Below are 12142 nucleotides of genomic sequence, written 5' to 3'. Positions count from 1 at the left end.
ATGCAGCCTGACATTCTGATCATCGGGTCCGGCATGGGCGGGGCCACGCTGGCGGCGGGGCTTGCCCCCAGCGGGCGGCGGATCGTGATCCTGGAGCGGGGCGAGCGCCTGGCCGACAGCGCCGAGGCGCGCGATCCGGTGGCGATCTTCCAGCGCGGGCATTTCAAGCCGAAGGAAACATGGCGCGATGCCGAGGGGCGGGCCTTCAACCCGGGCAACTATGCCTTTGTGGGCGGGAACACCAAGTTCTATGGAGCGGTGCTGCTGCGCTATCGCGCGGCGGATTTCGCGCCGATGCGGCATATGGGGGGTGTGACGCCCGGATGGCCCTTTGGCTATGAGGTGATGGAGCCCTTCTATTCCCGCGCCGAGCAGCTTTATCGGGTACGGGGGGATGCGGCGGGCGATCCGACCGAACCGCCGCGATCCGCGCCCTATCCCTTTCCGCCCGTGCCGGATGAGCCGGATATCGCGGCGCTGCGGGCGGCCTTTGCGGCGCAGGGGCTGCATGTTTCCGCACTGCCTCTGGGCGTGGATATCGACGCCTGGCTGAAGCGCGCGCCGACGACATGGGATGCCTTCCCTGATACGACGGGGGCCAAGTCGGATGCGGAAAGCTGCGGGCTGGCCGAGGCGCTGCGGTATCCGAATGTGGATCTGGTGACGGGCGCGCGGGTGGTGCGGCTGCTGGCCGAGGGGCGGCGGGTGACGGGCGTGGAGGTGGAGCGGGGCGGGCGGCGCGAGGTGATCTCTGCGCCCGTCGTCTGCCTGTGCGCCGGGGCGGTGATGTCGGCGGCGCTGCTGCTGGCGTCAGTGAGTGCGGAGAACCCGCGCGGGCTGGCGAACGGGTCCGATCAGGTGGGCCGGAATTTCATGAACCACAACCTGACGGGGATGGTGGCCTGGAACCCGCTGCGGCGGAACCGGTCGGTCTATGAGAAGACCATCCAGATCAATGACTGGTATCTGACCGGCGGGCCGGGGGGCGAGCCCCTGGGGAATATCCAGATGCTGGGGCGGATCACCGGGCCGATCCTGGCGGGCGAGGCGGGGCTGCCCCTGTGGCTGGCGCGGCATGTGGCGGATCATTCGATCCATATCATGGCGATGTCGGAGGACCTGCCGGACCCGGACTCACGCGTGATGTGGCGCGATGGCGGGGTGGTGCTGGATTGGCGGCGCACCAATACAGAGGCGCATGACCTGCTGGTGGGGCGGTTGAAGCGGGCGATGCGGCGGGCGGGCTGGCCCATCGTGCTGTCGCGGGGGTTTCCGAAATCGAAGCCCAGTCACCAATGCGGGACGGCGCGGATGGGGGAGGATCCGGCGGCTTCGGTGGTGGATACCGATCTGCGGGCGCATGATCTGGACAATCTGTTCATCGTCGATGCCTCGGTCCTGCCGACCTCGGCCGCGGTGAACCCGTCGCTGACGGTGGCGGCGCTGGCCTTGCGGGCGGCAGATCGGATCCTGCGGGCGGAATAGGGAAGGGCGGGCCATTGGCCCGCCCCCCCCATTTGACCCTGCGGCCTGCCGGTCAGACGGCGATCCGGCCCTTGCAGCGGGCGTGGTAGATCACCCCGCCCAGCACCGCACCGATCACCCAGCCATAGCCTTCGAGTTGGCCCAAGGCAGGCACCCAGACGGTGGCGACCGAGAAGACGGCGGCGATGGCGAAGGCGATGAAGGCGTTCTTGTGCCAGCCGTTGCCATAGTGATAGCGCCCGCCGTCCATGTTGTAGAGATCGTCGCGGTTCAGGCTTTGCTTGCGGATCAGGTAGTAGTCCGCGATCAGGATGCCATAGAGCGGGGCCAGCATCGCGCCCAGCGTGTTGACGAAGCCTGCGATGCCGATCTCGCTGATCACCGCCGTCCAGAGGCCGCCGATCACCAGGGCGAAGACCGAGGTGATCAGCCCCGCCTTGCGGAAACCGATCCGTTCGGGCGCGAGGTTGGCGATGCCGTTCACGGCGGGGATGAAGTTGGCGACAAGGTTGATGCCGACGGTGGCCGCGAAGAAGGTGATGGCGGCGATGATGCCCAGAAGGACGCTGTCGGTGCGTTCGACGATTTCCGTCGGGTTGATGATCTGTTCGCCATAGACCGCCGCCGCGCCTGCGGTGGTGAGCAGGGCCAGCGCCGAGAAGAGGATCATGTTGAAGGGCAGGCCTGCGAGGTTGCCCTTGATCATCGCCTCCTTGTTGCGGGCATAGCGGGAGAAATCGCTGAAGTTGATCATCACCGCGGCGAAATAGGCGACCATGGTGCCGATGATGGCGATGAAGCCCGCGATTTCGGTGCCCCAGGTTGCTTGGGGATTGGCGAAGATGGTCTGGGCGTGGTGCAGGAGTTGGCCGTCGGACTTGACCCACAGCACGATCACAAGGCCGATCATTACGGCATAGACGAAGGGACCGGCGAAGTTCAGGAAGCTTTCGACCCAGCCCATGCCGCGCCAGAAGATGGCGATGTGGAAGGCCCAGACGACGAGGAAGGAGATCCAGTCGATGGTGCCCATCCCGAGGAAGCTGCCGCCGCCTTCGGCCCCGGTGACAAGCCGGATCAGCAGCGAGAGCGCGGTGGAGGCGAAGTGGACCTGGACGCCATACCAGAACACGGCCACCACGGCGCGCAGCACGGCGGGCAGTTTCGCCCCGGCGGTGCCCATGCTGGCGCGGGCGAAGACGGGGTAGGGGATGCCGTATTTCTCGCCCGCGGCGCCGGACAGATTCACGAGGAACATGACGAAAAGCCCGGCGGCGATCAGGGCGGCGAAGGCCGTCCAGCCGCTGACGCCGTAGGAGATGAAGAGCGAGGCCACCAGCGTATAGCCGAAGAGCGACTGCACGTCATTGGCCCAGACGTTGAAGATGGCGAACCAGCCCCAGCTTTTCTCGTCAGCCGTGACCGGGCGCAGGGCATCGGTATCGGCGGTGAAGTCTTCTGCATGTGAAACGGATGTCATCTTTTCCCTCCTGCGCGCGGCGCAGCTTCCGGTTGGAGCGCGACATCGGCTGGTCCTTCGCCTGCGGGTCTTGGCCGCTCAGGGGGGTGGACTCTTCTGGTGCATCACGTAATGTCGCAGGTAAAATGTTACGCGCTATGTCACATTGTGGATACCTGCGTGTGGCGAGAAACAGTTTCAGGCAAAGGGCGACAATCCGGTGCCGGGTGAGTGACGGCCGCAGCGGCGGCCGGGGGGGAGAGATGGCGGATGTGATCGGCCCCGGCGGGGGGCTGGCAGGGGCGGCATCGGAGGCGAAGCTGACGGATCAGGCGCATCAGGCGCTGCTGGCGCAGTTGCGCGATGGTCGCCTGCCCGGCGGGATGTTCCTGTCGATGCCGATGCTGGTGGAGCGGCTGGGCTTTCCCATGGCCGCCGTGCGCGAGGCGGTGAAGCGGGCCGAGGGGCCGGGGCTGGTGACGGTGCTGCCCAAGCGCGGGCTGATGGTGATGCAGGCCAGCCCCGGGATGACGCGGGAATGCCTGGAGTTGCGCGCGCTGCTGGATGCCGAAGGCGCGCGGCGGCTGATCGCGCGCGGGGAGGCGATGCCGCTGGCCGATCTGCGGGCGGCGCATCTGCGCCTGCGCGATGCGGCCGAGGCGGCGGTGACGCCCGAAATGCAGCGTCAGGCGATCCTGACGGATCTGTCGCTGCATGACCTGATGGCGCGGGGGCTTGGCCCCGGCGTCATGGGCCGCATCTATGACGAGAACCGCGACCGGATCGCCGTGATCCAGACCCAGCGCCCCTTTCTGCCGGACCGGATCATCTCGGCCATGACGGAGCATCTGGAGATCATCGCCGCGCTGGAGGCCCGCGATGCCGACCGGGCGGGCGAGGCGATTGCCCAGCATCTGCGCCATACGATGCGCTGGTGGGGGGTGGAGCAGGCCGGGCCGGAGCGGGGATGAGGGCCTGTTCGGCGCTTTCGGTCTGGCCCTGCGGGTTGTAAGCTGATCCTTGGTCCGTTGGCGGGGAGGCTGCCGGGTGCTTGAATTCAGCCATGACTGGCGTCTTGTGGTGGCGGCCCTTGCCGTGGCCCTGATGGCGGGGTTCACGGGGCTGTCGCTGACACGGGGCGTATCGCGGCTGTCGGTGACGCAGCGCAAGGTGGCGGTGTCGATGGCGGCGGTGGCGCTGGGCGGGGGCATCTGGTCGATGCATTTCGTGGCGATGCTGGGGCTGCAACTGCCGATCCTTTACAGCTATGACCTGCTGACCACGCTGGTTTCGGCGCTGGTGGCGATCCTGATGACGGGGCTTGCGCTGCTGATCCTGCATTTCCGGGCGCGCACGCCGCGCAGCCTTGCGCTGGCGGGGGCGATCATCGGGCTGGGCATATCGCTGATGCATTACATCGGGATGTCGGGGATGGAACTGTGCCGCCCGGTCTATACGCCGCTTGGCGTGGCGGGGGCGATTGCGGCCTCGGTCGTGTTGCCGGTGCTGGCGGTGCGGGTGGCCTATTCCGAGCGGGGGCGGAAGAACATCATCCTTGGGACGGTGTGCTTTGGGCTGGCGGTGGTGATGGTGCATTTCATCGCCATGGCGGGGACGGATTTCCTGCCGGATGGCGATGCGGGCGACATGGGGCCTGCGCTGAGCAACGAGACGCTGGCCATTCTGGTGACGCTGTCGGCCTTTGTGATTTCGGCGGCCTTCCTGCTGACGGGGATCACTTTCGCGCCTTCGGCGGAAGAGGGGGCGGCTGTGGCGGTTGCCGCCCCGGCGGAGGCACCCAAGGCCGCGCCGCCCTTGCCCTGGGCAGAGCCCGTCGCGCTGCGCATCCCGCATGAGCGCGAGGGGCGGACCTATTTCCTCGATCCCGCGGCGGTATCCGCCCTGCGGGCCGAGGGGCATTACACGATGCTGCAGAAGGGGGCCGAGACGCTGTTCTGCCCCTGGTCGATCTCTGAGGCGGAGGAGCGGTTGGCCCCGCTGGGATTCCTGCGGGTGCATCGCAGTTTCCTTCTGAACCCGGCCCATGTGGTGCGGTTCGAACGGCAGAAGGATTCCGGCCAGTGCAGCGTGGACGGGGCCGAGGGCCTGCGCATCCCGGTCAGCCGGGCGCGGCTGGCAGACCTGCGCGAGGCGTTGGGTCTGTAGCGCTGTCGCAGTTCGTGCGGGCATTTCGCATTTCGTGCAAAACAGCGCCGCATTGGTTCGTCGCCCCTCAACAGGCGGGGCGGCGGCAATAGCTTTTCCCCAACTGCGCGGGACGGATGCAGGGCGGGAGGAACACATGATACCATCGGCCTTTGAATATCACCGGCCGGGCGACCTTGCGTCGGCCATCGGCCTTTTGACGGACCATGGCGACGAGGCGCGGGTCATCGCGGGGGGGCATAGCCTGATCCCGATGATGAAGCTGCGGATGGCGGCGGTTGGCCATCTTGTCGATCTGCAGGCGGTGGCCGAGTTGAAGGGGATCACCGTGGAAGGGGGCCGCGTGACCATCGGGGCGATGGTGACGCAGGCGGAGCTGATCGGGCATGAGGGGCTGGCGAGGGCGGTGCCCCTGCTGCGCGAGGCGGCGTTGCAGATCGCCGATCCGCAGGTGCGCTATGTGGGCACGGTGGGGGGCAATGTCGCCAATGGCGATCCGGGAAATGACATGCCGGGGTTGATGCAATGTCTGGGCGCGAGTTTCACGCTTGTAGGCCCCGGCGGGACGCGCGAGGTGGCGGCGCGGGGCTTCTATCACGGGCTTTATGCGACAGAGCGGGCGGATGACGAGATCCTGACGCGGATCACCCTGCCGGTGGCGGCGGGCGGCTATGCCTATGAAAAGCAGAAGCGCAAGATCGGGGATTATGCCACGGCGGCGGCGGCGGTTCTTCTGACGAAGTCTGGCGGCAAGGTGGCGAGCGCGTCGATTGCGACGACGAACCTTTCGGATGTGCCGGTCTGGTCAGAGGCGGCAGCGGCGGCGCTGGTGGGCAGCGATTGCGGCGCGGCGGCGGTCAAGGCGGCCGTGGCGGCCATGCTGGGCGATATCGACCCGCAGAAGGACAATCGCGGACCGATCGAGTTCAAGCGGCATGTGGCGGGCGTGATCCTTGGCCGGGCGATTGCCCGGGCATGGGCGCGGGCCTGAGGGGGGATGGTCATGGGAAAGAAGATGCAGGTCAGCCTGACGGTGAATGGCGAAGTGCATGAGGTGCTGGCCGAACCGCGCGAATTGCTGATCCATACGCTGCGCGAGAAACTGGGGATCACCGGGCCGCATATCGGCTGCGAGACCAGCCATTGCGGGGCCTGCACGGTGGATATGAACGGGCGGTCGGTGAAGGCCTGCACCGTGTTCGTGGCGCAGGCGGATGGGGCGGAGATCACCACCATCGAGGGTCTGGGCGGGCCGGACGGGCTGCATGTGCTGCAGCGGATGTTCCGCGAGCATCACGGGTTGCAATGCGGCTATTGCACGCCCGGCATGATCACGCGGGCGCATCGTCTGCTGCAGGAGAACCCGCAGCCCACGGAAGAAGAGGTGCGCTTTGGCATGGCGGGGAACCTGTGCCGCTGCACGGGATATCAGAACATCGTCAAGGCGATCATGGCTGCGGCGGCAGAGATGAATGCGAAGGAGGCTGCGGAATGAACGACCTGACGCCGACACGCGAGGAGCGCATCGCCAATCTGAAGGGCATGGGGACCAGCCGGAAGCGGGTGGAGGATGTCCGCTTTACCCAGGGCAAGGGGAACTATGTCGATGACATCAAGCTGCAGGGCATGCTGTTTGGGGATTTCGTTCGAAGCCCCTATGCCCATGCGCGGGTGAAATCCATCAATGCCGATGCGGCGCGGGCGCTGCCCGGCGTGGTGGCGGTGCTGACGGCGGCCGATCTGGCACCGTTGAACCTGCATTGGATGCCCACGCTGGCGGGCGACAAGCAGATGGTGTTGGCGGATGGCAAGGTGCTGTTTCAGGGGCAGGAGGTGGCCTTCGTCGTGGCGACCGACCGCTATATCGCCGCCGATGCCATCGAACTGGTCGAGGTGGACTATGAGGAACTGCCCGTCGTGGTGGACCCCTTCGCCGCGATGGAACCCGATGCGCCGGTTCTGCGCGAGGATCTGAACGGGATCATGTCGGGCGCGCATGGGCCGCGGCGGCATCACAACCACATCTTCCTGTGGGAGACGGGCGACAAGGCGGCGACGGAAGAGGCGCTTGGTGCGGCTGAAGTGGTGGCCGAGGAGATGGTTTACTATCACCGCACCCATCCCTGCCCGCTGGAGACCTGTGGCTGCGTGGCCTCCATGGACAAGGTGAATGGCAAGCTGACGGTCTGGGGCACGTTCCAGGCGCCGCATGTGGTGCGCACCGTGGCCTCGCTTCTGTCGGGGATCGAGGAGCACAATATCCGCGTGGTATCGCCCGATATCGGCGGGGGGTTCGGCAACAAGGTGGGGGTCTATCCCGGCTATGTCTGTTCCATCGTGGCCTCCATCGTCACGGGGAAACCCGTGAAATGGGTCGAGGACCGGATGGATAACCTGATGGCCACGGCCTTTGCGCGTGACTATTGGATGAAGGGGCGGATCAGCGCCACGAAAGAGGGCAAGATCACCGCGCTGCGTTGCCATGTGACGGCGGATCACGGGGCCTTTGACGCCTGCGCGGACCCGACGAAGTTTCCGGCTGGGTTCTTTCACATCTGCACCGGCAGCTATGACATTCCGGTGGCCTATGTGGGTGTGGACGGGGTCTATACCAACAAGGCCCCCGGCGGGGTGGCCTATCGCTGTTCCTTCCGCGTGACGGAGGCCGCCTATTTCATCGAACGGATGATCGAGGTGCTGGCGATCGAGTTGGGGATGGATGCGGCGGAGTTGCGGCGCATCAATTTCATCCGCAAGGAGCAGTTCCCCTATCAGTCGGCACTGGGTTGGGAATATGACTCAGGGGACTATCACACCGCATGGGACAAGGCTCTGGCGGCGGTGGATTACAAGGGGCTGCGGGAGGAGCAGGCGCAGCGGATCGCCGATTTCAAGGCGGGCAGGACGCGCAAGCTGCTGGGCATCGGGCTGACGCATTTCACCGAGATCGTGGGGGCGGGGCCGGTGAAGAATTGCGACATCCTTGGGATGGGGATGTTCGACTCGTGCGAAATCCGTATCCACCCCACCGGATCGGCCATCGCGCGGTTGGGCACCATTTCGCAGGGGCAGGGCCATGCGACGACCTTCGCCCAGATCATCGCAAGCGAGATCGGGCTGAGCGCGGACAGCATCACGGTGGAGGAGGGCGACACGGATACCGCGCCCTATGGCCTTGGCACCTATGGCAGCCGGTCGACGCCCGTTGCAGGGGCGGCGACGGCGCTGTGTGGGCGGAAGATCCGCGCCAAGGCGCAGATGATCGCGGCCTGGCTTCTGGAGGTGCATGAGGGGGATCTGGAATGGGATGTGGACCGGTTCCAGGTGAAGGGCGCGCCGGAGCGGTTCAAGACCATGAAGGAGATCGCCTATGCGGCCTACAATCAGGCCATTCCGGGGATCGAGCCGGGACTGGAGGCGGTGAGCTATTACGATCCGCCCAACATGACCTATCCTTTCGGGGCCTATATCGCGGTGATGGAGATCGACGTCGATACGGGCGAGCATGAGGTGCGGCAGTTCTACGCGCTGGACGATTGCGGCACGCGGATCAATCCGATGGTGATCGAGGGGCAGGTGCATGGCGGGGCGACCGAGGGCTATGCCATCGCGATGGGGCAGGAGATCGCCTATGACGAGATCGGCAACGTCAAGACCGGGACGTTGATGGATTTCTTCCTGCCCACCGCATGGGAGACGCCGCATTACACGACCGATCATACCGAGACGCCCAGCCCGCACCATCCCATCGGGGCGAAGGGGGTGGGGGAGAGCCCCAACGTCGGGTCGGTTCCGGCCTTTTCCAACGCGGTGCATGATGCCTTCCGGGCCTTCGGCCTGCGGCAGAGCCACATGCCGCATGACCATTGGCGCATCTGGAAGATCGCGCGGGATCTGGGCCTGCATGGCTGAGCGAGGCCGGGGGGGCAACGGCCCCCCCGGACCCCCCTTTTCCTTTGAAACTGCAGGAGTTTCGCGATGGCATCCGCCAGCACGGTGCAGGACGGGCTTGCAGGGCAGGGCTATGTTGCCTCTGCCGACCTTGCGATGGCGCTGCATCTGTCGCTGGCGCTGGGGCGGCCCTTGCTTCTGGAAGGGGCGGCGGGGGTGGGCAAGACGGAAGTCGCCCGCGCCCTGGCGGCGTGGAAGCGCTGCGAATTGATCCGGCTGCAATGCTATGAGGGGCTGGACGCGGCGCAGGCGATTTATGAGTGGAACTATCAGCGCCAGTTGCTGGCGATCCGCGCGCTGGCCGAAGCGGGCGAGACGGGCAGCGCGGTGGAGGCGCGGCTGTTCTCAGAGGCCTATCTGCTGGAGCGACCCCTCTTGCGGGCCATCCGGCAGCCGGTGGCGCCGGTCCTGCTGATCGACGAGATCGACCGGGCGGATGAGGAATTCGAGGCCTATCTTCTGGAGGTGCTGGCCGATTTCCAGATCACCATTCCCGAGATGGGAACGCTGCGCGCCGTGACGCGGCCCATGGTGATCCTGACGGCGAATGGCACGCGCGACCTGTCGGACGCGCTGCGGCGGCGCTGCCTTTATGCGCATGTGGATTATCCCGACCGGGCGACGGAACTGGCGATCCTTCAGGCGCGCTGTTCGCAGGTGGCGGCGGATTTGGGGGCGCAGATCGTGGGTTTCGTGCAGGACCTGCGGAAGGAGGCGCTGGAAAAGAAACCCGGCGTGGCGGAGATGCTGGATTTTGCCGCCGCCTTGGCGGGGCTGGGCGTGGCAGACCTGACGGAGGATGCCGGGGTGCTGCAGGCGGCGCTGGCGACCTTGCTCAAGACGCAGGCCGACAGGGCGGCAATCAGCACGGAAGTGGCGCAGCGTCTGGCGGGGCGGGCGGCATGAGGGGGCGCGTCACCCGCTTTGCCGCGCGGGATGCGGGGCCTGCGGCGCGGGTCGTGGGGTTCATGGCGCATCTGCGGGAAAACGGGTTTCGGCTGGGGATCGGCGAGACGGAGTTGGCCTTGGCGGCCTTGGCCGCGGCCGGGGTGGGGGAGGCCGCGGTGCGGCGGGCGCTGAAGGCGGTGGCCTGTGGCTGTGCCGAGGACTGGGCGCGGTTCGATGCGGTGTTCGATGCCTATTGGCGAAATGGGGGCCGGGTGCGGAGCCGGGCGGTGCCTGCGGGCACACCCCCTGCGGCGCGGTCGGCCATGCTGGGGGAGGGTGCCTCTGGCAGCGGCGCGGCACCTGAGCCGGGGACGGAGGCCGTGGGCGGTGGCGACGGGGAGGGCGATGGCGAAGGGCGGCTGATCGCGACGGCGGTGCGGAACCTGCGGCGCAAGGACCTGCGCGAGGTGGTGCCGCCCGAGGATATCCGGCAGGCGGAGGCGGTGGCGCGGGCCCTGGGGCAGGCGCTGCGCGACCGCCGGTCACGGCGGCGCAAGGCGGCGCGGCGGGGCGCGGCGCTGGACCTGCGGCGGACGATCCGCGCCTCGGTCGGCACCGGGGGGGAGCCCTTGCGCCTGATGCGGCGCAGGCGGCCGGAGCGGCCGGTGAAGATCGCGCTTCTGGTGGATGTGTCGGGGTCGATGTTGCCCTATGCGCGGGCGTTCCTTGCCTTCATGGCGGGGCTGATGCGAAGGGATGGGGCGGCGGATGCCTATCTGTTCCATACCCGTCTGGTGCGGGTGACCGAGGCGCTGCGCGAGGAGGACCCCTTGCGCATGCTGAACCGGATCACGCTGCTGGCCGACGGGTTCGGCGGCGGCAGCCGGATCGGGGAGGCCCTGGCGCAATTTGCCGCCACCCATGCGCGGCGCTTCGTGGATGGGCGGACGGTGGTGATGATCCTGTCGGATGGCTATGACAGCGGGTCGTCCGATGCGCTGGCCGGGGCGATGGCGCGGCTGGCGCGGCGGGGGTGCCGGATCGTCTGGCTGAACCCGTTGAAGGGCTGGCGCGATTACGCGCCCGTGGCCGCAGGCATGGCGGCGGCGCTGCCCTATCTGGACCTGTTTGCCCCGGCAGGCACGCTGGACGATCTGGCGGGGCTGGAGAAGGAGTTGGAACGGCTATGATCACCGCGCGTTTCGAGGACCGTTTCGAAAGCCGCCTGTCCAGCCTGCGGGCTACGGGAGAGCCCTTTGCCATCGCCACCGTCGTGCGGACGGTGGATGCGACAAGCGCGAAGCCGGGGGCGAAGGCGATCGTCCTTGCGGATGGGACGATTGCCGAGGGCTGGATCGGTGGGGGATGCGCGCGGTCGGCGGTGGGCAAGGCGGGTGCTGCGGCGATCAAGGCAGGGCAGCCGCAGTTCATCTCGTTACGGCCGGAGGAATTGCTGGCGGCCGAGGGGGTGGCGCCTGGAGAGGAGCGGGCGGGGGTGCGCTTTGCCCGGAATGGCTGCCCGTCGAAAGGGTCGATGGATATCTTCGTGGAGCCGGTGCTGCCGAGGCCGCGGCTGGTGGTCTTTGGTGCGGGGCCTGTGGCGATGGCGCTGTGCGATCTGGCGGGGCGGTTCGACCTGCACCGGACGATGGCGGCGCCGGGCCTGACGGAGGGGCCTGCAGAGCGCGTGCAGGACGGTTTTGTGCTGCCGACCGGGGCAGAGGGCGGGGGCGAGGCCGCACCGGGCGCGCGGCGCTTTATCGTGGTGGCGACGCAGGGCAAGGGTGATGAGGCGGGGTTGCGGGCGGCGCTGGCGGCGGGGGCGGAGCACGTGGCCTTTGTCGGATCGCGGCGCAAGTTCGCGACGCTGGCGGAGCGGCTGATCGCCGGGGGGATGGAGGCAGAGGCGCTGGCACGGGTGAAGGCCCCGGCGGGGGTGAACATTCACGCGATCACGCCGGAGGAGATTGCGCTGTCGATCCTGGCCGAGATCGTGATGTTGCGGCGGGACGGGGGAAGGGGGGAAGCGCATGGCGGATGAGGCACAGGTGCAGGCCCCTGCCGTGGTTGCTGCGCGGGGGCCCGGTCTTTGGGCGCGGCTGTTTCCGCCGCTGACGCCGGAACAGGCCGCGATCATGGTGCAGGTGAAGCTTCCCTGCTGCTGATCCCCGGTGCGTCGGGGCGGTAGTCAGG

Annotated in this window: 11 protein-coding genes; 10 read left to right on the top strand and 1 reads right to left on the bottom strand. The window is 67.4% G+C overall.

Annotated elements, in window-relative coordinates; genetic code table 11:
• On the top strand, window positions 1–1485 hold the full coding sequence (locus tag G5V65_RS05735) for an FAD-dependent oxidoreductase (protein WP_165047787.1): 1485 nt from the start codon (window positions 1–3) through the stop codon (window positions 1483–1485).
• A 52-nt stretch (window positions 1486–1537) separates the two neighbouring features.
• Here the strand turns inward: G5V65_RS05735 and G5V65_RS05730 are convergent, their stop codons facing one another.
• Window positions 1538–2965, bottom strand: coding sequence for an NCS1 family nucleobase:cation symporter-1 (locus G5V65_RS05730; protein ID WP_165047785.1), 1428 nt, complete (start codon window positions 2963–2965; stop codon window positions 1538–1540).
• A gap of 242 nt (window positions 2966–3207) precedes the next feature.
• Here G5V65_RS05730 and G5V65_RS05725 point away from each other — a divergent pair, with 242 nt between their 5' ends.
• The 9 genes from G5V65_RS05725 to G5V65_RS22635 all read left to right on the top strand — a co-directional run bounded on the left by G5V65_RS05725 (window position 3208) and on the right by G5V65_RS22635 (window position 12114).
• Window positions 3208–3915, top strand: coding sequence for a GntR family transcriptional regulator (locus G5V65_RS05725; protein ID WP_165047782.1), 708 nt, complete (start codon window positions 3208–3210; stop codon window positions 3913–3915).
• Window positions 3916–3991: 76 nt separating this feature from the next.
• On the top strand, window positions 3992–5110 hold the full coding sequence (locus G5V65_RS05720; RefSeq protein ID WP_343162823.1) for an MHYT domain-containing protein: 1119 nt from the start codon (window positions 3992–3994) through the stop codon (window positions 5108–5110).
• Between the two features lie 136 nt (window positions 5111–5246).
• On the top strand, window positions 5247–6101 hold the full coding sequence (locus tag G5V65_RS05715) for an FAD binding domain-containing protein (RefSeq protein WP_165047780.1): 855 nt from the start codon (window positions 5247–5249) through the stop codon (window positions 6099–6101).
• 12 nt (window positions 6102–6113) lie between these two features.
• Window positions 6114–6605 carry a (2Fe-2S)-binding protein gene (locus G5V65_RS05710; RefSeq protein WP_165047778.1) on the top strand — a complete coding sequence of 164 codons (492 nt, stop codon included), beginning with the start codon at window positions 6114–6116 and terminating at the stop codon, window positions 6603–6605.
• Entirely contained in the window at window positions 6602–9022 is a 2421-nt protein-coding gene (locus G5V65_RS05705; protein WP_165047776.1) for an aerobic carbon-monoxide dehydrogenase large subunit, read from the top strand. The genes G5V65_RS05710 and G5V65_RS05705 overlap by 4 nt, the downstream gene beginning before the upstream one ends.
• A gap of 66 nt (window positions 9023–9088) precedes the next feature.
• Window positions 9089–9967: an AAA family ATPase gene (locus G5V65_RS05700; RefSeq protein ID WP_165047774.1), complete on the top strand. Its 879-nt coding sequence runs from the start codon at window positions 9089–9091 to the stop codon at window positions 9965–9967.
• Window positions 9964–11139: a vWA domain-containing protein gene (locus G5V65_RS05695; RefSeq protein ID WP_165047772.1), complete on the top strand. Its 1176-nt coding sequence runs from the start codon at window positions 9964–9966 to the stop codon at window positions 11137–11139. Before G5V65_RS05700 ends, G5V65_RS05695 begins: the two co-directional genes overlap by 4 nt.
• Complete coding sequence (locus G5V65_RS05690; protein ID WP_165047770.1) at window positions 11136–11990, top strand: XdhC family protein; 855 nt, start codon at window positions 11136–11138, stop codon at window positions 11988–11990. The genes G5V65_RS05695 and G5V65_RS05690 overlap by 4 nt, the downstream gene beginning before the upstream one ends.
• Window positions 11980–12114, top strand: coding sequence for a hypothetical protein (locus G5V65_RS22635; protein WP_277602911.1), 135 nt, complete (start codon window positions 11980–11982; stop codon window positions 12112–12114). Before G5V65_RS05690 ends, G5V65_RS22635 begins: the two co-directional genes overlap by 11 nt.
• The last annotated feature ends 28 nt before the right edge of the window (window positions 12115–12142 follow it).

The organism is Paragemmobacter kunshanensis (genome assembly GCF_011059185.1).
GTDB lineage: Bacteria > Pseudomonadota > Alphaproteobacteria > Rhodobacterales > Rhodobacteraceae > Paragemmobacter > Paragemmobacter kunshanensis.
Note: the sequence above shows the minus strand (reverse complement) of the source record. Positions and strands in the feature narration are given on the sequence as shown.